The following is a 19711-nucleotide window of genomic DNA, read 5'->3' on the forward strand; positions in this document are numbered from 1 at the left end:
CGACCTCAGCACGACTGCCCCGTGCCGTGGGCCAGTTCCGCCCAGACGATTCTGGCGGTCCCGTGACCGGTGCTGTCCGCGCCCCAGGCGCTGCACAAGGCGTCCACGAGGACCAGGCCCCGGCCCCGCTCCTCCTCGCCGCAGTCGCGTATCCGCGGATCGGCGGGTCCGCCCTCGTCGCGTACCGCTATGCGCAACTGCTCCTCGCCCTCGCGGAGTTCGCAGACGACGTGGGTGCTCGCGGTGTGCACGACCGCGTTGGTGACCAGTTCGGAGACGATGAGCGTCACCGTGTCGCGTATCTCCGGATCGCAGCCCCACAGAATGAGGCGTTCCTCCGCCAGTCTGCGGGCGCGTGCCACCGACACCGTGCGGGCGGGCAGCTCGAAGGCGAAGCGGCGGATGTCGGCGCGCGGGGCGCCGGTGCGAGGGGAAGCGCTGCGAGCGGTATCGGTCCGTGGGCGCTGGGTCGTGACGCGAGGGCTCATAAGGCCTGAGGGGAGCGCGTTACCAGAAGCCACGACCGGTTCCTCACAACAGTGGGTAAGCAGTGCCGTACGTCGCCCCCACCGCGGCGGCGCGCGGCAGCAGCGCGTACTGGTTCACCGGAATACTCTGCTCCCGAAGCGGACACTTGGCAAGTGGCACTCTGAAAATTGCAAAGTGCCGTGTTCTCTCTGTCCTCTCTTCATGGCACACTCGGTCCAAACAGCGCGTCGGGGAGGTCTGAGAGTGAGCGAGCCGCGGTCCGCCCCCACGGTGGGACAGGTCGTTCTCGGCAAGCGGCTTCAGGACCTGCGCGAGCGGGCCGGCCTGAAACGGGAGGAAGCCGCCAAGGTCCTCCGGGTCGCCCCGGCCACCATCCGGCGGATGGAGACCGCGGAGGTCGCGCTGAAGATTCCGTACGTCCAGCTGCTGCTGAAGGCGTACGGCATCGCCGAATCCGAGGCGGAGGGGTTCATCGCCCTCGCCGAGGAGGCGAACCTTCCCGGCTGGTGGCAGCGGTTCCATGACGTGCTGCCCGGCTGGTTCTCCATGTACGTCAGCCTGGAGGGGGCCGCGAGCCTCATCCGGGCCTACGAACCACAGTTCATCCCCGGTCTTCTCCAGACCGAGTCGTACGCCCGTGCCATTCTGCGCAGCGGGGCGGTGGGCGGCAGTGATGCCGAGGACATCGAGCGACATGTAGCCCTGCGGATGGAGCGTCAGTCCCTGCTGACCAGGGACGACGCCCCGAAGTTCTGGGTGATCATGGACGAGACGGTGCTCCGCCGACCGGTCGGCGACGGGCCCCAGGTGATGCGCGACCAGCTCGACCGGCTGCTCGAAGCGTCCGAGCTGCCGAACGTCACCCTGCAGATCGCGGAGTTCGCGTCCGGCCACCACCCCGGCACCTACGGACCGTTCGTCCTCTTCCGCTTCGCCATGCCCGAACTCCCGGACATGGTCTACAGCGAGTACCTGACCGGCGCCGTCTACCTCGACGCGCGCCCGGAGGTGGCCTCCCATCTCGAGGTCATGGACCGCATGGCGGCCCAGGCCGCGACTGCACAACGTACGAAGGAGATCTTCCGGGATCTCCGCAAGGAGCTGTGAATGGATCGCATATACAACGGCATGCCCGCCGCGGATCTCGGTGCCGAGGGATGGCACAAGCCGTGGAGCGGCGGCAACGGCGGCAACTGCGTGGAGGCCATGAAGCTGGCCGACGGCAGAGTCGCCGTGCGACAGTCCGCAGACCCTGAGGGACCAGCGCTCATCTACACGCACGGGGAGATCGCCGCCTTCATTCAAGGAGCGAAATCCGGTCAAGCCGACTTTCTGTTGACCTGACCTCTTCCGTCACACCCCTACCGTCGCGTAACTCTTGCTCCACCGACCACAGTTCCTCTCCGCCGACCAGGAGCGCCGATGACCCAGGACCCCGCAGCCGTACGGATCGACACCAGCAAGCCGCATCCGGCGCGGATGTACGACTGGTTCCTGGGCGGCAAGGACAACTATCCCGTCGACGAGGAGATGGCCCGCCAGCTCCTCACCGTCGACGCCCGGGGCCGGGACATGGCCCGCGTCAACCGGGCCTTCATGCACCGCGCCATCCGCTGGCTGGGCGCCAACGGCGTACGCCAGTACCTGGACATCGGTACCGGCATCCCGACCGAGCCCAACCTGCACCAGATAGCCCAGCAGGTCGCGCCGGAGTCGCGGATCGTCTACTGCGACAACGACCCGATCGTCCTCGCGCACGCGGCCGCCCTGCTGCGCTCGACGCCCGAAGGGGCCACCGAGTACATCCAGGCGGACGCCCGTGAGCCCGAGGTCATCCTCGAAAGGGCTGGAAAGGTCCTTGACTTCGACCAGCCCATCGCCCTTTCGATGCTGGCCCTGCTGCACTTCGTCGGGGACGAGGACGGCGCCTACGAACTCGTCGGCAAGATCGTCGAGAAGCTCGCACCGGGGAGCTACCTCGTCCTCTCCCACGTCACCGGGGACTTCGACCCCGAGGGCGCGGCGCGGGCCGCCGCCATGTACAAGGCGCGGGGACTGACCCTGCGCCCGCGCTCGCGCGACGAACTGGCGGCGTTCTTCGCCGGCATGGAGCCGGTCGAGCCTGGCGTCACCCTCACCGCCGAATGGCACCCGGAGCTGGGCGAGCCCGTTCCGGTGCAGGGGGACGACCCGATCCCGGGCTGGGCCGGCGTCGCCCGCAAGCTCTGACCGACGGTCCGGCCGCACGCCTCGACCGCAGGTGCCGACGTCCGGCTCCGGCCGTACGACCGGTCCGTACGGTTGCCAGAGGCCTACCGCCGGTCCGACGAAGCCCGCGGGCCCCACGGCCCGCGGGCTTCGTCGTCGGTCAGTGCCCTCTCGTCGGTCAGGCCCCCTCGGCCGGTGCGTGGGTCGTGCCGCGGGTCACGAGGCCCGGCTCCCCGGCTTCACCAGTGTGACCAGGAAGCTCTTCGCCGGGCCGATGTTCCCTGCCGCGTCGATCGTGCGGTACTCCACGCGGTGCGTGCCGTAGTCCGGCGTCGCGTCGTCCCAGGGGACGGCGCGGCTCCGGCCGAGCTTGCCGTGGACGAGGTCGTCGACGACCGTGCCGCTCGGGGAGAAACGGAAGGGCCCGTCGGCGTCCGTCGGCCAGCCGTAGTACGTGTACCAGCCGTCGCCGTCCACGCGGAACTGGCTCACCACGGAGCCCTCCCGGTCGTCCCGGGCCGACAGCCTCATCGTGAACTCCCCGTCGTAGACGTACTCGACGGGGCGTCCGGGGCGCTCCACCGTCCGCAGCGGCGGCGACAGTTCGTACGACACCGAGGCCGGACGGGCGTCCACCGTCCACCTCAACTCCGCCGTCGTCCCCGGGATGCGGGCCGTCAGCGTGTGCGTCCCGGGAGCGAGCCGCAGCGAAGACAGGTCCAGATCACGGTCGTTGCCCCGAACGGCGACCGTCCGCCCGTCCAGGGCCCACCGCACGGAGGGCGTGCGGTGCGTGGGATGGGTGGTGTCGGCGTACACCACCGACCGCGCGCCGACCGGCGACTCCGTCGGGGTGTGGCCGGCGAAGGCGGCCCTGGCGTCGTCCCGGGGGGTGGTCAGCGCGGTGTCCACGGTCCAGCCGACGGTACGGGTGAGGGCGGCCGACGCCCGGACCGCGGGGTCCCGGACGAACGGGGTCGGATCGGTCACCGTGGCCGTGAGCGCGTGGGTGCCGGGGGAGAGGCCGAGCGGGCGCAGATCCACCGTGCGCGCGCCCCCGGTGCGCAACGGCCGGCCGTCCAGCCGCCACACCACGTCGAGCCGGCCCCCGACCGGGTGCAGGGGGTCCACCCACACCGTGCGGTCGGCCCCGATCGGCTTGGTGTTCGGCGTGTGGTCCTGGATCAGGTTCACCTTCGCCGAGATCGCCTGGACCATCACCTCCCGCTCCACCTGGTCGAAGGCGTAGCCGAGGGTCTTCATCAGGGAGTGCCGGCTCGGACGCCAGACCCCCTGGGTGCTGTACAGCCCGCCTTCGTGGCGGCCGATGGTCCCGCCCGACTCGCTCTCCTCGCCCAGCCACCGCCACCACTTCGCGCGCCGCTCGCGCATCTCCCGCTCGGTCAGCAGCGTGTGATGGGCCGACGCGGGCTCCGGGCCGGAGTACGCGCCGCCGGGGACGCCCCGGGCGTAGTAGTCGTACTCGTCCTGCAGCTTGCCCAGCGAATGGCCGATCTCGTGCGGGGTGATGAGGGAGGAGAGCGCGTTGCCGCCGGACGCGGTGGCGTAGCTGCCGCCCGCGCCCCCGTAGGTGTCGCTGTTGGCGAGCGCCACGATCTGCCGGTTGGCGCCGCTGGTGCCCGGGACGAGATCCGCGAGCGCGGCGGCGCGGCCGCTGTCGACCGTGAGCAGCCGCTGGACGCTGCCCGGATCGCAGCCGCCCCAGAAGCCCATGTTCAGCGGGGTGTCGCGCGCCGGCGCGTCGAGGCCCGGGTCGCAGTCCACGCCCGACTCGGGTGAGGGGACCTCCACCGCCCACACGTTGACGTAGGAGCGGTACGAGGCGAAGGGCTCGATGCTCCACAGGACGCTCAGGTGCTTGTCGACGTCCGACCGGAACTCGCCCCTCTGGTCCGCTGTGTAACCGTCGCCCATGACCACGAGGTTGAACCGCTTGTCGGCGGGGCCGGTGGTCTGGACGGGGACGACGGTCGCTCCCTCCGTGACGGAGCCCGAGGCCGAGCCCGGTCCGGGGGCGGGGGAAGGCGAGAAGCCGGAGCCCGCGACGGTGGCCGGTCCGGCGACGGCCGGTCCGGCCGCCACCAGAGCGGTGGTCAGCAGACCGGCCGCGCCGAGGCCGGCCGTCGCCCTGCGCAGGCGTGTGCCAGGAAAGGTCATGGGGCGCGAGCGTATGCCGTGCCCCCAGGGTCGTAAAGATGTCCGTCGGCCGTACGGCTCAGCTTCGGAGGTAGGACAGTCCGGCGTGCTCCGCGGTGTAGCCGTCGACCAGGCGGCGTGCCACCGACACCGAGTCGACCAGCGGATGCAGGGCGAACGCCTTGACCGCGGTGCCCCGCGACCCGCTCTCGGCGGCGGCGAGCACCTCGCGTTCGACCGCCTTCACCGCCGTCACCAGGCCCACCGCGTGATACGGCAGCGGGGCCACGGAGACCGGGTGCGCGCCGGCCGCGTCCACGACGCAGGGGACCTCGAGGACCGCGTCCGCGTCGAGCACCGAAAGGGTCGTGCGGTTGCGGACGTTGAGGATCAGCGTGGCGCGTTCGTTGCGCGCGATCGCCCGCATCAGGGCAAGCGCCACCTTCTCGTAGCCTCCGGACTCCAGGTCGTCCTCGTCGCGCTCGCCGACGCCCGCCGCTTCCCGGTTGGCCGCCATGTAGGTCGCCTCCCGGTCGGCGAGGACACGCCGCCAGGTGGCCAGCGCGGGCGTGTCCGGCTTGCCCATCTCCTTGTAGAAGCCGGCCTGCTGCTCCCGGAGGTACGCGCCGCGGGTGCGCTCCGCCTCCCGGTAGGCGCGCACCGCCTCGCGGTTGAAGTAGTAGTAGTGGAGGTATTCGTTGGGGATTGCGCCCAGCGTGCGCAGCCACTCCGGGCCGAACAGCCTGCCCTCCTCGAAGGAGCCGAGGGCCTGGTCGTCCGCGAGCAGCCGGGGCAGGAGGTCGCGGCCGCCGACGCGCAGGCCGCGCAGCCAGCCGAGGTGGTTCAGGCCGACGTAGTCGATCCACGCCTCGTCGGGGGCGGCGCCGAGGATGCGGGCGACCCGGCGGCCGAGGCCCACGGGGGAGTCGCAGATGCCGATGACCCGGTCTCCCAGGATCCGGGACATGGCCTCGGTGACCAGACCGGCCGGGTTGGTGAAGTTGATGACCCAGGCGTCCGGGGCCAGTTCGGCGATCCGCAGGGCGATGTGCGTCACGACCGGCACCGTCCGCAGCCCGTACGCGATCCCGCCCGCCCCGACCGTCTCCTGGCCGAGCACCCCCTCGGCGAGCGCGATCCGCTCGTCGGCCGCCCGCCCTTCGAGGCCCCCGACCCGGATCGCGGAGAAGACGAAGTCGGCCCCGCGCAGGGCCTCGTCCAGATCCGTCGTCGCCGACACCTCAGGCGCGTCCGGGATCCCGGCCCCCTGCTCGGCGAGGACCCGGGCCACGGCCGAGAGCCGCCCGGCGTCGAGGTCGTACAGCGTCACATGGCCGACCCTGCCCTCCGCGTGGTCCCCGAGGAGGGCGCCGTACACGAGCGGCACCCGGAATCCGCCGCCTCCGAGAATCGTCAGTTTCATGGTCGTACGCTACTCGGATGCATGTACTGAGCAGCAGGATTCTCCTCCGCCCGGCCGATCCCGAGCGGTCCCGCCGCTTCTACGGCGAGACGCTCGGTCTCGCGGTGTACCGCGAGTTCGGCACAGGACCGGAGCGGGGGACGGTCTACTTCCTCGGCGGCGGTTTCCTGGAGGTGTCGGGGCGGGCCGCCGCCGCACCGGCCGCACCGCCCGAGCTGCGGCTCTGGATGCAGGTGGCCGACGTGCGGGCGGTGCGGGAGGAGCTGCGGGGCAAGGACGTCGAGGTGATCAGGGAGCCGGTGACGGAGCCCTGGGGGCTGGTCGAGATGTGGCTCGCGGACCCCGACGGCGTCCGGATCGCGGTGGTCGAGGTGCCCGAGGGGCATCCGCTGCGCCACCGGCCCTGAGGGGGCGGCCGCCCCGGGGCGGCCGCGGGCCCTCAGCCCACGTCGAGCGCGTTGCGCAGGCCCAGCGTGTAGCGCAGCCGGTCGTGCCGCTTGAGGCCCTCCAGCTCGGGGGCGCGGAAGAGCGGCGTGACCGTGCACCGGGTGGCGGACGAGCGCGTCCGGTCGAGCAGGGCGTTGACGGCCTGGCGGGCGGAGGCGTTGGCGCCCTCCATCGTGGCCAGGTCGATGTCGACGGCCACGTAGTCGCCGGCCAGGTAGAAGTTCGGGATCCGCGTGGCGGCCTGCGGGCGGTTGTGGAAAGTGCCGACCGGGTGGATGAGGAGCTGGTCGTCGTTGGTCGGGTTCGGGGTGCCGAGGCCGTCGACGCCGGGGTCGAGGAACCAGGAGTGCAGGGCGCTGTCCTTCAGCACCGTACGGCCGGTGTCGTTGAACGCGGCCTTCAGCTGGGCCCACACCTCCCGGGCGACCTCGGCGGGGGTGCACTGCTTGGCGGTCCTGCCGTAGAGGATGCCGGGCCGGTCCCACTCCGAGATGTCCACCGAGAGGCAGTCCACGACCGCGCCGTCGCCGTAGTCCGCAGGGAAGTCCCGGGACGGCCAGTGGCCCGCCTGCTGGATCGAGGTCAGGGACCAGGGCGAGTCGATGAGGTTGGCGTGCCCGGCGAGCAGCGGGGCGCGTTCGGTCAGATAGAACTGGATGCCCGTCATCCAGTCCGTCTCCAGACGGTCGCACCGCGCCAGCTGCGGATCCGCGGCCCGCAGCGCGGCGCCCCAGGTCCGCCGGGCGTGTTCCACCGGCATCGCGGAGACGTAGTGGTCGGCGGTCACCGAGCGGCGGACGCCCTGCGGATCCTCGACGACCGCGGCGGAGATCCGCCCCGCCCCGGAGTCGTAGGCCATCTCCCGAACGGTCCATCCGACGCGGAACTCCACGCCCAGCGACGTCAGATGGGCGACCCACGGGTCGATCCACGCCTCGTTCGTGGGCAGGTCGAGGATCCGGTCGAGCGGCCCGTCGGCGCCCCGCCCCAGGGCGTTGAAGGCGAAGGCCTCCAGCAGGGTGGCGACCGTGCGGGTGCTGGCCTCCTCGGCCTTGGTCGCGACGATGTTGCGGGTGAGGCCGACGGCCAGGATGCGCTGGTAGTCGTAGCTCATCCGCTCGGCCCGCAGGAAGTCCCACCAGGGGGTCCGCTCCCAGGTGTCGTCGCGGCGCTCGTCGCAGCTGGTGAGGAAGACGAGGAAACGGTTCACGAAGTACGCGGCCTCGTGGAGCGGGATCGAACGCGCCGTCTCCATGAGGCCGGTCAGCGCCCTGCGGATCTCGTCGAGGGTCAGCTCGGCCGGGCGGTGGCCCGGCCACGGCAGGGGGATGCGCAGGTCCTCGCGGCCGGTGCGGGCGAAGGCCATCTCCGCGGGCGCGACGAGGTTGTCCCAGACGCCGTTGGGGTTCCCGGGGAAGGGGATGCGCCGCATCGTGTCCGGCAGGTTGTGGTAGATGCCCGGGATGAACCGGAAGCCGTGTTCGGCGGGGAGCGGCCGCCGGCCGCCGCGCGCGCTGCCGGGGACGTCCATGGAGCGGGCCTTGCCCCCGAGCGCCCGGCGCTCGTAGACGGTGACGTCGAAGCCGCGCTCGGCCAGTTCGTGCGCGGCGGTCAGTCCCGCGACCCCGCCGCCGAGGACGGCGACGGACACCGGCGTCCCCGCCACGGCCGCCGGCGTCCGCGCCCGCGCCCGGGCCGCGGGTACGGCGCCGAGTGCGACCCCGCCGGTGACGGCGGCGGCGCCCGCCACGAAGGTCCGACGTGAACTCGACGCACGCTCCATGCCCCAACCCCTTTACCGGTGGTAACCCTCACGTCCGGCGCAGGAGCATACGGGCGCCCACCTGCCCCCGGAAGCGTCGTGCGAGCCCGCCCGTACACATGGCGCGATCCCGCCCCTCCCACCCCGGGCGACAATGGGCCCATGTCCCGACGCGCCACCCGCCCCAAGAAGCCCGCCGCCCCGTCCATGACCGCCGCACCGTCCGTGACCGCGGACTCGCCCTGCCCCTGCGGTCTCGCCGCGCCGTACGGAGGATGCTGCGGCCGCTTCCACTCCGGTGCCGCGGCGGCTCCCACCGCCGAACTCCTCATGCGCTCCCGCTACAGCGCCTTCGTCGTCCGCGACGAGGCGTACCTGCTGCGCACCTGGGCGCCGCGGACACGCCCCGCCGAGGTGGACTTCGACCCGACACTGCGCTGGACGGGACTCGAGATCCGGGAGACGACCGACGGCACGGCGTTCCACCAGCGGGGAACGGTGACCTTCCTCGCCCGCTACACCCAGGGCGGCACGCCGGGTTCCCTCCACGAGCACAGCCGGTTCACGCGCCACGAGGGCGGATGGGTGTACGTCGACGGGGACTTCGTCGACGCGGACTGAGGCCGCACCCCGGCGCGGGCCCGCCCGACCGGCGCGGCCCGGCCGACCCGGGGCGGGCGCGTGCCGGGCCCCGCCGCCTCAGCCAGAGGTGACGCCCACCGGCGCGCGCTCGCCCCTCGGGAAGCCGTTCGCCAGGTCCTCCGCGATCAGCTTCTTCGCGATCGCGTCCGTCGCGGCCCGCAGCTCCGGCCCGCTCGGGCGGCCCTGCTCCTGCTCGATCCGCGCGCTCAGCCAGTCCGACCAGGCGTGCGTGATCACGTCCGCCTCGCGCTTGCCCGCCGGGGTGTGCGAGAGCAGAGTGCCGTGCCGGGTGAGGAACCCCTCGTCCACCATCCGGTCGAAGACCGGGAGCAGTACCTCCGGAGGGACCCGGCGCCCCGTCGCGATCAGGCCGAGGCTCGCGTGCCCGACCAGCCGGGTGAAGAGCTCGACCTGCATCACCGCCCAGGCGCCCGCCGGGTCGAGCCGGGTGTCGGAACCGACGACGACCCGCCGGGCGGTGTCCACGTCGGTCCTGCGCATGATCCTGCCGACGGAGAGTTCGAGCAGCTTCGCCGAGTCGCCCGAGGTGGTGGGGGAGGCGAAGCCCTCGCCCATGTCGGGCGCCGACGCGCGGGCCGTGTCCCGCAGCGTCACCTGCTTCAGGAACAGCGCCACGACGAAGCCGACGCCGGCGACCGGGACCGTCCAGAGGAAGACGGTGTGCAGGGTGTCCGCGTACGCCTGCACGATCGGCGCCGCCACCTCGTCCGGCAGCCCGTGCAGCCCGGACGGGCTCTCGGCGGCCCGGGCGATGACCGACGGGTCCTGGGTGCCCGAGACCGCGGCCGCGGAGCCGATCCCCTCCGCGAGGTTGGGCCGCAGCGCGTTGGCGTAGATCGTCCCGAACACGGCCGTGCCGAAGGCGCTGCCGAGCGTACGGAAGAAGGTGACGCCCGAGGTGGCGGTGCCGAGGTCGGCGTACTCCACGGTGTTCTGCACGGCGATCGTCAGCACCTGCATGCACAGGCCGATGCCGACGCCCAGCACGAACATGTACAGCGACTCCAGCCAGGCGCCGGTGCCGGTGTCCATCAGGGAGAGCAGATACAGGCCGAGCCCCATCACCGCGCAGCCGGCGACGGGGAAGATCCGGTAGTGACCTGTCTTGCTCACCACGTTCCCGCTGAAGATCGAGGCGATGAGCAGGCCGACGACCATGGGGAGCGTGCGGATGCCGGAGACGGTGGCCGAGTCCCCGTCGACGTACTGGAGATACGTCGGCAGGAAGGTCATGGCGCCGAGCATGGCGAAGCCGACGACGAAGCTCAGCACGGAACAGACGGTGAAGACCGGGTTGGCGAAGAGCCGCATGGGCAGCATCGGTTCGGCGGCCCGGGTCTCCACCCAGCAGAACAGCGCGAGCGCGATCAGACCGCCGGCGAAGAGCCCGATGATGACGGCGGAGCCCCAGGCGTACTCGTTGCCGCCCCAGCTCGTCGCCAGGATCAGGGCGCTGGAACCGGCGGCGACCAGCGCGATGCCGGCGTAGTCGATGACCGGCCGGCTCGCGGAGCGTACGGAGGGAATGGTGCGGGCGGCGGCGATGACGACCAGGACCGCGATCGGCACGTTGACGTAGAACGCCCAGCGCCAGGTCAGATGGTCGGTGAAGAGGCCGCCGAGCAGGGGGCCGATGACGGTGGACACGCCGAAGACCGCGCCGATGGCGCCCTGGTACTTGCCGCGTTCGCGCAGCGGGATCACGTCGGCGATCAGGGCCATCGACGTGACCATCAGACCGCCGGCGCCGATCCCCTGCAGGCCGCGCCAGACGATCAGCAGCGTCATGTTGGTGGCCAGGCCGCAGAGGAACGAACCGGTGATGAAGATGATCGCGGAGATCTGGAAGATCACCTTGCGGCCGAAGAGGTCGCCGAACTTGCCGACCAGGACGGTGGCCACCGTCTCGGCCAGCAGATAGGCGGTGACCACCCAGGACATGTGGGCGGCGCCGCCCAGGTCCGAGACGATGGTGGGCAGGGCGGTGCCGACGATCGTCTGGTCCAGGGCCGCCAGGAGCACGCCGAGCATGATCGTGCCGAAGACGATGTTGCGGCGGCGGCCGTCGAGCATGGGGGGCTCGGCGGCCGGGGGCGCGGGCGCGGCTTCGCTGAGGGTGGTCACCCTGGCAGCCTCACACCGGGCGCGGGGGCACGCATGCGGGGGACGGCCGAACCGGTGCGGTCGCGCTCACCCGCCGGCCGGGCCGGCCGTGCGGCCGGACGCGGTCACCCCGAGCGGCCCGATGCGGTCGGCGCGGCCGCGCGCCTCGACACGGGGACCCGGCCCGGGCCGGCGCCCGTGCGGCGCGCCCTGGCCGCGACCGGTCGGCGCGCCGTCGTCAGGCCGGGCGCACGGGGAGCAACGGGTGGTGCTTGGCGAGGATCTTGTTGGCGCGGGCCAGCGTCGCCAGGGCGTGCTCGCGGTCCGCCCGGTCCTCCGCGCACAGCGGGCCCCGGAACCGGTACACCTCACGCGCCGCGCTGTCGGCGTCGACCTCCGCCTGGAGGACGTGGAGCGGCAGGCAGGAACCGATCATCGCGGCCACACGGTCGGGAATCGGGACGGGAACGAGGCGCGAGGGCGAGGTGATCACGGGTCAGTCCTTGTGGGTCCGGTGTCGAGGCGGGGTATCTCCTCATACCTACCGGATGAGGATGCGGGTTCGTCGACGGGGATGTCTCCGCGGGGCAACGGACCTCGGGCCGTTCGGCGGGGCGTGCGGGCCGGGGCTCGGCGCGCACGCCGGACGTGCGGAGGAGCGGCGCGGGGCGTTCTCGCAGGTGCGTGACGCGTGGGGCGATCTTCGGGCCGGACCGGCGCTTCCGGTCGCTCGGATGTGCACCGAACAGGGGGCCGGGATTCCGCGTTCGGGCGCGATTCGATCAAGGAGGGATGTGAAGCATCTCACCTCCATGCCCCCCCGCTTGACGGGTCGACAGGAGTCCCGGGCGCTCGTGCCCGGACGGTTGAATTCGTCGTACCAGCGAGTAAGTTGACTGCGGAGTCAGTTCAGGGACCCGGACACCTCCCCGCCGCGCACCGCGAACAGGAGACCCCGATGGGCGTACGCAAGGATCTGAAGCGGGCCAGGAGGCGCGGCGAACTCGTCGACCGGTTCCCGGTGGAGGTGATCCGTGACGCGCGCGGGGTCGTCCGCGAGGCGCGTACGGCCCTCCCGGCCACGCCGCCCCCGGCCGGAACCCCGGCGGACATCCCCTTCCGCCGGGCCGAGGCCGACGCCGACGCCGTGGTCATGCGCCGTCGCCGGGAGGGGCGGTGGCGGCCGGTGACGGCCGCGGAGTTCGCCGCCGACGTCATGGCCGCGGCCAAGGGGCTCGTCGCCGCCGGCCTCGAACCGGGTGGGCGGGTCGCTCTCATGGCGCGTACCAGCTACGAATGGGCCGTCATCGACTTCGCGGTCTGGGCGGCCGGCGGGCAGACCGTCCCGGTCTACCCCACCTCCTCGCCGGCGCAGATCGCCTGGATCCTCCAGGACTCCGGCGCCCGCCATGTCGTCACCGAGAGCGCCGAGCACACCGCGGCGGTGCACGAAGCCACTTCGTCCCCGGCCGAGCCGACCGGCTCTTTGACGGAGCCGACCGGGCTCCCGGCCGAGCCGACCGGCTCTTTGACGGAGCCGACCGGGCTCCCGGCCGAGCCGCCCCGCTCCCCGACGGAGCCGCCCGGCTCCCCGGCCGAGCCGCCCCGCTCCCCGGCCGAGCCGCCCCGCTCCCCGACGGAGCCGCCCGGCTCCCCGGGCGAGCCGCCCCACTCTCCGGCGGGACCGCCTCAGGCGCACGAGGCGTCCCAGAAATCCGAACCGCCTCACGAGCCCCGGACCTCCGGCTCCCCGGCCGCGTCGCCCCGGGTCTGGGAGACCGGCTCCGGCGGCCTGGCCGAACTCGCCGCCCTCGGTCGCGGGATACCGGACGAGGAGGTGACCCGGCGCCGCTCCGCCCTCACCCCCGGCACCGTCGCCACCCTCTGCTACACCTCCGGGACCACCGGCCGCCCCAAGGGCTGCGTGCTCACCCACGGCAACCTCCACGCCGAGGCGACCGCCACCGTCGAACTGCTCCATCCGGTCTTCGAGGAGGTGACCGGTCGGAAGGCCTCGACACTCCTCTTCCTGCCGCTCGCCCACATCCTCGGGCGGACCATCCAGATCGCCTGCCTCATGGCGGGCATCGAACTCGGGCATTTCCCCGTCATCGACCCCGCGGCACTCCGGCCGGAACTGCGCCGCTTCCGGCCCACGTTCGTCGTCGGCGTGCCGTATCTCTTCGAGAAGATCCACGACACCGGCCGGGCCACCGCCGAGAAGCTCGGCCGCGGCTCCTCCTTCGCCCGCGCGGACTCCGTCGCCGTCCGCTTCGGCGAGGCGGCGCTCGGCCATGTGCTCGGCCAGGGGCCCCGCCCCGGCCCCGGCCTCACCGCCGCCCACGCCCTGTACGACCTGCTCGTCTACCGCCGTATCCGCAAGGAGCTGGGCGGACGGCTGCGGTACGCCATCAGCGGCGGCTCACCGCTCGACCGGCGTCTCAGCCTCTTCTTCTACGCCGCGGGTGTCCTCGTCTACGAGGGCTACGGCCTCACCGAGACCACCGCCGCCGCCACGGTCACCCCGCCCCTGCGGCCCCGGCCCGGCACCGTCGGCCGGCCCGTACCGGGGACGGCCGTGCGGATCGCCGACGACGGCGAGGTCCTCGTCAAGGGCCCCATCGTCTTCACCGCCTACCGCGACGACCCCGCCGCCACCGACGAGGTGCTGCGCGACGGCTGGTTCGCCACGGGCGACCTCGGGGCGCTGGACGACGACGGGTTCCTCGTCATCACCGGCCGCAAGAAGGACGTCATCGTCACCTCCGGCGGCAAGAACGTCTCGCCGTCCGTCCTGGAGGACCGGCTGCGCAGCCGGCCGCCCGTCGGCCAGTGCGTGGTCGTCGGCGACAACCGCCGGTACGTCGCCGCGCTCGTCACCCTCGAACCCGAGGCGGTACGGCACTGGCTCGCCGTTCGCGGACGCCCCGCGGACACCCCTCTCACGGCGTTGTGCGAGGACCCCGAGCTGATCGCCGACGTGGGGAAGGCCGTCGACTACGCCAACCAGGCCGTCTCCACGGCGGAGTCGATCCGCAGGTTCCGCCTGCTGCCGGGCGAGTTCACCGAGGAGAACGGCATGCTCACCCCGTCCCTGAAGGTCAGGCGGCACGCGGTGGCGGCGGCGTACGCGTCCGAGATCGAGGCGCTCTACCGCTGACCGGTCGGAGGACACCGCCGCACCGCGCCCGGGCCCGAGCGCGGCGGGAAACCCCGGGAGCCACGTCCTGCCGTCACCCCGAAAGGACCTGGGAGAGGTCGTACGAGACCGGCTCCTCCAGCTGCGCGTACCCGCAGGACTCCGGTGTCCGATCAGGGCGCCACCGCTTGAACTGCGCCGTGTGCCGGAACCGGTCGCCCTCCATGTGGTCGTAGCCGACCTCGCAGACCCGCTCGGGACGCAGCGCCACCCAGGACAGGTCCTTCTTGCCCGACCAGCGGCTGGGCGCTCCCGGCAGCCGGGCCCCCTCGTGGGCGGACTCCTCGGTCCACATCGCCCACGGGTGGCCGTCGGGCGGCTCCATCCGCAGCGGTTCCAGCTCCTCGACCAGCTCCGCCCGGCGCGTGGCGGTGAAGGCCGCGCAGACACCCACGTGCTGGAGGGCGCCCAGGTCGTCGTACAGACCGAGCAGCAGCGAGCCGACGACCGGGCCGCTCTTGTGGAAGCGGTAGCCCGCCACCACGACGTCGGCGGTCCGCTCGTGCTTGATCTTGTACATCAGGCGGGCGTCCGGCCGGTACGGCAGATCGAGCGGCTTGGCGATCACCCCGTCCAGGCCCGCGCCCTCGTACTGCTCGAACCAGCGCGCCGCCACCTCCGGATCGGTCGTCGCCGGCGCGAGGTGGACCGGCGCGTCCACCCCGCGCAGGACCTCCTCCAAGGCGGCCCGCCGCTCCGTCAGCGGCGTGTCGAGCAGGGATGCGTCCCCGAGGGCGAGCAGGTCGAAGGCGATGAAACGCGAAGGGGTCTTCTCGGCCAGCATCCGCACGCGCGAGTCCGCGGGGTGGATCCGCTCGCTGAGCCGGTCGAAGTCGAGCCGCCCGTCGTGCTCGATGACGATCTCGCCGTCGACCACGCACCGCCGGGGCAGCCGGGCCGTCAGCGCCGCGGCCAGCTCGGGGAAGTAGCGAGTCAGCGGCTTGCCCGTACGGCTGCCGATGACCAGCTCGGGGCCGTCGCGGTGCACGATGGCACGGAAGCCGTCCCACTTGGCCTCGTACTGCATCCCCGGCGGAATCTTCTTCACCGATTTGGCCAGCATCGGTTTCACGGGCGGCATCACCGGCAGATCCATGGGTCGATTGTCCGGTATGCGGGTATTGTCGGCGAGCTCTACGCTGACACGCATGGCAGGCAAGGCGGCAGCGGTGGAACTGGAAGTCGGCGAGCGGACGGTACGCGTGTCCAATCCGGACAAGGTGTACTTCCCCGAGCCCGGCTACACCAAGCTCGACATGGTCACCTACTACCTGGCCGTCGGCGAGGGCATCACCCGCGCCCTGCGGAACCGTCCCACGACCCTCGAGCGCTACCCCGACGGGGTGACGGGCGAGTCGTTCTTCCAGAAGCGGGCCCCGAAGTACCTGCCCGACTGGATCCCGACGGCGCACATCACCTTCCCCAGCGGCCGCTCCGCCGACGAGATGTGCCCGACCGAACCCGCCGCCGTCATCTGGGCCGCCAACCTCGGCGCCGTCACCTTCCACCCCTGGCCGGTCCGGCGCGACGACACCGAGCACCCCGACGAGCTGCGCATCGACCTCGACCCGCAGCCCGGCACGGACTACGCCGACGCCGTCCGCGCCGCCCACGAGCTGCGCACCGTCCTCGACGAGGCCGGGCTGCGCGGCTGGCCCAAGACCTCCGGCGGCCGCGGCCTCCACGTCTTCGTGCCGATCGAACCCCGGTGGACCTTCACCCAGGTCCGCCGGGCCGCGATCGCCTGCGGCCGGGAGCTGGAGCGCCGGATGCCGGAGCGCGTGACGACCAAGTGGTGGAAGGAGGAGCGCGGCGAGAAGATCTTCGTCGACTACAACCAGACCGCCCGCGACCGCACCATCGCCTCCGCCTACTCGGTACGGCCCCGTCCGCACGCCCCGGTCTCCGCGCCGCTGCGCTGGGACGAGGTCGACGACGCGGTACCGGAGGACTTCGACATCCGGTCGATGCCGGCCCGCTACGCCGACGTCGGCGACGTCCACGCCGACATGGACGACCACCGGTTCGGTCTGGAGTCCCTCCTCGACCTCGCCCGCCGCGACGAGGCCGACCACGGCCTGGGCGACCTTCCGTACCCGCCGGAGTACCCCAAGATGCCGGGCGAGCCGAAGCGGGTGCAGCCGAGCCGGGCCAGGAAGGCCGCCGACTGAGACGCGTCCCGGAAGGGTCGCCCCCGGAGCATCAGGGGGTGACGGCCCTCAGACGCTGACGACCTCGATGCCCGCGTCGGTGAGCCGCGCCGCCGTGTCGGGGGCGATCCCCGAGTCGGTGACGAGCACGTCGATGGTGTCGAGGCCGCAGATTCTGGCGAAGGCGCGCTTGCCCATCTTGGACGAGTCCGTCGCCAGGATCACCTTGCGGGCGCGCTCGGCCAGGAGCCTGCTGACGCCGGCCTCGTCCTCGTGGTGCGTCATCACGCCGAGCCGCGGGTCGACCCCGTCGACGCCGAGGACGGCGACGTCGAGCACCACCTGGTCCAGCACCCCCCGGGCCAGCGGGCCCACCAGTTCGTAGGTCTGGGGTCGTGCCACGCCGCCGGTCACCACGATCTTGAACTGCGGACGGACCGCCAGCTCGCTCGCGATGTTCAGCGCGTTCGTGACGACGGTGTACACCGGCCCGGACGGGCCGTCCCCGCGCTCCGCCGCTCCGCCGCCCGCCCGGAGGGTCAGGGCCCGCGCCACCTCCGTGGTGGTGGTGCCGCCGTTGAGCCCCACGACGTCCCCCGGAGTGAGCAGATCCGCCACGGCGCCCGCGATGCGCTGCTTCTCGGAGACCTGGCGCGCGGACTTGTACCGCAGGGGGAGTTCGTACGAGACGCCGTGCGCGAGGGCCCCACCCCGCGTGCGCACGAGCAGCCGCTGCTCGGCGAGTTCGTCGAGGTCGCGCCGGATGGTCGCGGGGGACACGGCAAGGGTGGCGGCCGCGCCCTCGACCTCCAGCTTCCCGTCGACCGCGAGCAACTCCAGCAGCCTGCTCCACCGCTCCTGCTTGGACATGCGCGCTTCCCCTCCGCCTGGTACCCGAGTGCCGCGCGGCGAGGGGGGGACCGCCTTCCGGCCGGTGGGCCCGCCCCTCGGGAGACCTGCGCGGAGATGATCGTAACGCCGGGCTCGGCGCATCGACCGGCTGCCCCGGCCCGGTCGGGCCGGCCTGTCGAGGGACGGAGGCGGGCGGTGCGCGGCCGACCGCGCAGGGCTTCCCGCGCACCCCCCAACCCTCTCTTCCGTCCCGCTTGTATGCTCGTACATGCTTGATAGGGCCGACTTTCGCGCAACAATTGACACCCATGATGTCTCTGGCGCAGCATGCTGAGGTATTCCCGCCCCGCACCGGCCCTCCGAGCGCAAGGACCCCGCGTGACCGCTCACGAAACGTCCCGCACCTCCGTCGAGATCGCTTCGCAGCCCGAGACCTGGAGGCGAGCGGCCCGGTCCGCCGCCTCGTTCGCCGACGTCCTGCCCCGGCGCGGGGAGCGCGTCGCCGTCGTCGGCTGCGGCACCTCCTGGTTCATCGCCCACGCCTACGCACGGCTGCGCGAGAGCGGCGGACACGGGGAGACCGACGCCTTCGCGGCCTCCGAGTTCCCGGCCGGCCGCCGCTACGACCGGATCCTGGCCCTCACCCGGTCCGGCACCACCACCGAGGTCCTGGACCTGCTGGCGAAGGCCGGCGGCACCGTCGCGACCTCCGCCCTCACCGCGGACCCGGCGACGCCCGTCATGACGGCCGCCGACGCCGTCGCCGTCCTCGACTTCGCCGACGAGGAGTCGGTCGTGCAGACCCGGTTCGCGACCACCACGCTGGTCCTGCTCCGCGCGCACCTGGAGGCCGAACAGGCGCTGCCGGCCGGCGTACGGCCGCTCACGCGGGCCGTCGAGGACGCGCGGCGCGCCCTCGACCTGCCGTTGGGCGACGAGGTGACCGGTGCCGAGCAGTTCACGTTCCTCGGCACGGGGTGGACCTACGGCCTCGCCCTGGAAGCCGGCCTCAAGATGCGCGAGGCCGCCGGGGCCTGGACCGAGGCGTACCCGGCCATGGAGTACCGCCACGGCCCGATCAGCATCACCGGCCCCGGACGTGTCGCCTGGCTGTTCGGCCCCGCACCGGCCGGCCTCGCCGACGACATCGCGCGGGTCGGCGGGCTCCTCGTCTCCCACTCCGGGGAGGCGGCCGACGCCCTCGACCCGCTCGCCGACCTGATCGTCGCCCAGCGTCTGGCCGTACGCCTCGCCGAAGCGCGCGGCTACGACCCCGACCGCCCCCGCAACCTCACCCGCTCCGTGATCCTCGGCACCGGAACCGCGTGACCCGCGCCCCTCGGGCCGCGAGGCCGGCGCCGGCGGCGGAAGCCGGCGCACCACCACCGTTTTGGGGAGAACCCGCATGCCCTTGACGTCCACCGGCGACATCGTCCGGCCCGCACACGCCACCCGCCGCGGAGTCGGCGCGTTCAACGTCATCCAGATCGAACACGCCGAGGCCATCGTCGCCGGGGCGGAGCGGGCGGCGCTGCCCGTCATCCTCCAGATCAGCGAGAACACCGCCCGCTACCACGGCTCGCTCACCCCCATCGGGCTCGCCTCCCTCGCCCTGGCCCGGTCGGCCGCCGTGCCGGTGGCCGTCCACCTCGACCACGCCGAGTCGGCGGAGCTGGTCGCCGAGGCCGTCGAACTCGGCTTCACCTCCGTCATGTTCGACGCGTCCAGGCTCCCTTACGACGACAACGTCGCCGCGACACGGGCCGTCACCGAGCGGTGCCATCGGGCGGACGTGTGGGTCGAGGCCGAGCTGGGCGAGGTCGGCGGCAAGGACGGCGCGCACGCACCCGGCGTCCGCACCGATCCGGACGAGGCGCGTGCGTTCGCCGCGGCCACGGCCGTCGATGCCCTGGCCGTCGCCGTCGGCAGCTCGCACGCCATGCTCACCCGGGACGCCGTCCTCGACCTCGGCCTCGTCGCCCGGCTGCGCGGCTCGCTGGAGGTGCCTCTGGTGTTGCACGGCTCCTCGGGTGTCGACGACGCCGGCCTCGCCAAGGCCGTCGCGGCGGGGATGACGAAGATCAACATCTCCACGCACCTCAACAGGATATTCACCCGCACCGCGCGCGAGCGCCTGCGGGCGTCCCCCTCGGTCGCCGACCCCCGCACGTACCTCGGCCCGGCGAGGGACGCGGTCGCGGCCGAGGTCGCCCGGCTCCTTACCGTCCTGGCGGGCCCCTGACCCCGCACGCCGACGG

17 protein-coding genes are annotated in these 19711 nt (G+C 72.7%); 9 read left to right on the forward strand and 8 right to left on the reverse strand.

Annotated elements, in window-relative coordinates:
- Positions 1 to 5: 5 nt before the first annotated feature.
- Complete coding sequence (locus ACZ68P_RS11600; RefSeq protein WP_471005197.1) at positions 6 to 488, reverse strand: ATP-binding protein; 483 nt, start codon at positions 486 to 488, stop codon at positions 6 to 8.
- A 244-nt stretch (positions 489 to 732) separates the two neighbouring features.
- On the opposite strand from ACZ68P_RS11600, the gene ACZ68P_RS11605 reads away from it, so the two are divergent.
- The 3 genes from ACZ68P_RS11605 to ACZ68P_RS11615 all read left to right on the forward strand — a co-directional run bounded on the left by ACZ68P_RS11605 (position 733) and on the right by ACZ68P_RS11615 (position 2718).
- Entirely contained in the window at positions 733 to 1596 is an 864-nt protein-coding gene (locus tag ACZ68P_RS11605; protein WP_471005198.1) for a helix-turn-helix domain-containing protein, read from the forward strand.
- Positions 1597 to 1833 (forward strand): DUF397 domain-containing protein, encoded by a 237-nt coding sequence (locus tag ACZ68P_RS11610; protein WP_137992288.1) that lies wholly within the window; start codon positions 1597 to 1599, stop codon positions 1831 to 1833.
- Positions 1834 to 1911: 78 nt separating this feature from the next.
- Positions 1912 to 2718, forward strand: a complete 807-nt coding sequence (locus ACZ68P_RS11615; RefSeq protein WP_471005199.1) for an SAM-dependent methyltransferase — start codon at positions 1912 to 1914, stop codon at positions 2716 to 2718.
- A 195-nt stretch (positions 2719 to 2913) separates the two neighbouring features.
- On the opposite strand, the gene ACZ68P_RS11620 is transcribed toward ACZ68P_RS11615, so the two are convergent.
- Together ACZ68P_RS11620 and ACZ68P_RS11625 are read right to left on the reverse strand one after the other, a co-directional pair.
- A complete protein-coding gene (locus ACZ68P_RS11620) occupies positions 2914 to 4875 on the reverse strand; it encodes a M64 family metallopeptidase (protein WP_471005200.1) in 1962 nt (653 codons plus the stop codon).
- A gap of 58 nt (positions 4876 to 4933) precedes the next feature.
- Complete coding sequence (locus ACZ68P_RS11625; RefSeq protein WP_471005201.1) at positions 4934 to 6277, reverse strand: 6-phospho-beta-glucosidase; 1344 nt, start codon at positions 6275 to 6277, stop codon at positions 4934 to 4936.
- A gap of 17 nt (positions 6278 to 6294) precedes the next feature.
- On the opposite strand from ACZ68P_RS11625, the gene ACZ68P_RS11630 reads away from it, so the two are divergent.
- Positions 6295 to 6684 carry a VOC family protein gene (locus tag ACZ68P_RS11630; RefSeq protein WP_471005202.1) on the forward strand — a complete coding sequence of 130 codons (390 nt, stop codon included), beginning with the start codon at positions 6295 to 6297 and terminating at the stop codon, positions 6682 to 6684.
- Between the two features lie 32 nt (positions 6685 to 6716).
- Here the strand turns inward: ACZ68P_RS11630 and ACZ68P_RS11635 are convergent, their stop codons facing one another.
- Positions 6717 to 8507, reverse strand: a complete 1791-nt coding sequence (locus tag ACZ68P_RS11635) for a hydroxysqualene dehydroxylase (RefSeq protein ID WP_471005203.1) — start codon at positions 8505 to 8507, stop codon at positions 6717 to 6719.
- 141 nt (positions 8508 to 8648) lie between these two features.
- On the opposite strand from ACZ68P_RS11635, the gene ACZ68P_RS11640 reads away from it, so the two are divergent.
- Positions 8649 to 9107 (forward strand): YchJ family protein, encoded by a 459-nt coding sequence (locus tag ACZ68P_RS11640; protein ID WP_471005204.1) that lies wholly within the window; start codon positions 8649 to 8651, stop codon positions 9105 to 9107.
- A 78-nt stretch (positions 9108 to 9185) separates the two neighbouring features.
- On the opposite strand, the gene ACZ68P_RS11645 is transcribed toward ACZ68P_RS11640, so the two are convergent.
- Together ACZ68P_RS11645 and ACZ68P_RS11650 are read right to left on the reverse strand one after the other, a co-directional pair.
- Positions 9186 to 11222, reverse strand: coding sequence for an MDR family MFS transporter (locus ACZ68P_RS11645; protein ID WP_471005595.1), 2037 nt, complete (start codon positions 11220 to 11222; stop codon positions 9186 to 9188).
- A gap of 268 nt (positions 11223 to 11490) precedes the next feature.
- Positions 11491 to 11688, reverse strand: a complete 198-nt coding sequence (locus ACZ68P_RS11650; RefSeq protein ID WP_471005597.1) for a hypothetical protein — start codon at positions 11686 to 11688, stop codon at positions 11491 to 11493.
- A 522-nt stretch (positions 11689 to 12210) separates the two neighbouring features.
- Between ACZ68P_RS11650 and ACZ68P_RS11655 the strand changes: the two genes are divergently transcribed.
- Positions 12211 to 14412: an AMP-binding protein gene (locus ACZ68P_RS11655; RefSeq protein WP_471005205.1), complete on the forward strand. Its 2202-nt coding sequence runs from the start codon at positions 12211 to 12213 to the stop codon at positions 14410 to 14412.
- 73 nt (positions 14413 to 14485) lie between these two features.
- On the opposite strand, the gene ACZ68P_RS11660 is transcribed toward ACZ68P_RS11655, so the two are convergent.
- Positions 14486 to 15547, reverse strand: a complete 1062-nt coding sequence (locus tag ACZ68P_RS11660; protein ID WP_471005206.1) for an ATP-dependent DNA ligase — start codon at positions 15545 to 15547, stop codon at positions 14486 to 14488.
- A 52-nt stretch (positions 15548 to 15599) separates the two neighbouring features.
- Here ACZ68P_RS11660 and ligD point away from each other — a divergent pair, with 52 nt between their 5' ends.
- Positions 15600 to 16622 carry a non-homologous end-joining DNA ligase gene (ligD, locus tag ACZ68P_RS11665; protein WP_471005207.1) on the forward strand — a complete coding sequence of 341 codons (1023 nt, stop codon included), beginning with the start codon at positions 15600 to 15602 and terminating at the stop codon, positions 16620 to 16622.
- A 48-nt stretch (positions 16623 to 16670) separates the two neighbouring features.
- Here the strand turns inward: ligD and ACZ68P_RS11670 are convergent, their stop codons facing one another.
- Positions 16671 to 17471, reverse strand: coding sequence for a DeoR/GlpR family DNA-binding transcription regulator (locus ACZ68P_RS11670; RefSeq protein WP_471005208.1), 801 nt, complete (start codon positions 17469 to 17471; stop codon positions 16671 to 16673).
- Positions 17472 to 17831: 360 nt separating this feature from the next.
- Here ACZ68P_RS11670 and ACZ68P_RS11675 point away from each other — a divergent pair, with 360 nt between their 5' ends.
- Positions 17832 to 18782, forward strand: a complete 951-nt coding sequence (locus ACZ68P_RS11675) for an SIS domain-containing protein (RefSeq protein WP_471005209.1) — start codon at positions 17832 to 17834, stop codon at positions 18780 to 18782.
- A 76-nt stretch (positions 18783 to 18858) separates the two neighbouring features.
- Complete coding sequence (locus tag ACZ68P_RS11680) at positions 18859 to 19695, forward strand: class II fructose-bisphosphate aldolase (protein ID WP_471005210.1); 837 nt, start codon at positions 18859 to 18861, stop codon at positions 19693 to 19695.
- Positions 19696 to 19711 lie beyond the last annotated feature (16 nt).

Source organism: Streptomyces sp. NPDC036822 (genome assembly GCF_055609145.1).

What these genes read in the sequence shown, in the direction of transcription:
- ACZ68P_RS11620 (WP_471005200.1), bottom strand. Translation starts at nt 4,875, where the DNA reads ATGACCTTTCCTGGCACACGCCTGCGCAGGGCGACGGCCGGCCTCGGC.
- ACZ68P_RS11650 (WP_471005597.1), bottom strand. Translation starts at nt 11,688, where the DNA reads ATGATCGGTTCCTGCCTGCCGCTCCACGTCCTCCAGGCGGAGGTCGAC.
- ACZ68P_RS11610 (WP_137992288.1), top strand. Translation starts at nt 1,597, where the DNA reads ATGGATCGCATATACAACGGCATGCCCGCCGCGGATCTCGGTGCCGAG.
- ACZ68P_RS11660 (WP_471005206.1), bottom strand. Translation starts at nt 15,547, where the DNA reads ATGGATCTGCCGGTGATGCCGCCCGTGAAACCGATGCTGGCCAAATCG.
- ACZ68P_RS11615 (WP_471005199.1), top strand. Translation starts at nt 1,912, where the DNA reads ATGACCCAGGACCCCGCAGCCGTACGGATCGACACCAGCAAGCCGCAT.
- ACZ68P_RS11680 (WP_471005210.1), top strand. Translation starts at nt 18,859, where the DNA reads ATGCCCTTGACGTCCACCGGCGACATCGTCCGGCCCGCACACGCCACC.
- ACZ68P_RS11635 (WP_471005203.1), bottom strand. Translation starts at nt 8,507, where the DNA reads ATGGAGCGTGCGTCGAGTTCACGTCGGACCTTCGTGGCGGGCGCCGCC.
- ACZ68P_RS11625 (WP_471005201.1), bottom strand. Translation starts at nt 6,277, where the DNA reads ATGAAACTGACGATTCTCGGAGGCGGCGGATTCCGGGTGCCGCTCGTG.
- ACZ68P_RS11645 (WP_471005595.1), bottom strand. Translation starts at nt 11,222, where the DNA reads ATGCTCGACGGCCGCCGCCGCAACATCGTCTTCGGCACGATCATGCTC.
- ACZ68P_RS11670 (WP_471005208.1), bottom strand. Translation starts at nt 17,471, where the DNA reads ATGTCCAAGCAGGAGCGGTGGAGCAGGCTGCTGGAGTTGCTCGCGGTC.
- ACZ68P_RS11600 (WP_471005197.1), bottom strand. Translation starts at nt 488, where the DNA reads ATGAGCCCTCGCGTCACGACCCAGCGCCCACGGACCGATACCGCTCGC.
- ACZ68P_RS11630 (WP_471005202.1), top strand. Translation starts at nt 6,295, where the DNA reads ATGCATGTACTGAGCAGCAGGATTCTCCTCCGCCCGGCCGATCCCGAG.
- ACZ68P_RS11640 (WP_471005204.1), top strand. Translation starts at nt 8,649, where the DNA reads ATGTCCCGACGCGCCACCCGCCCCAAGAAGCCCGCCGCCCCGTCCATG.
- ligD (WP_471005207.1), top strand. Translation starts at nt 15,600, where the DNA reads ATGGCAGGCAAGGCGGCAGCGGTGGAACTGGAAGTCGGCGAGCGGACG.
- ACZ68P_RS11655 (WP_471005205.1), top strand. Translation starts at nt 12,211, where the DNA reads ATGGGCGTACGCAAGGATCTGAAGCGGGCCAGGAGGCGCGGCGAACTC.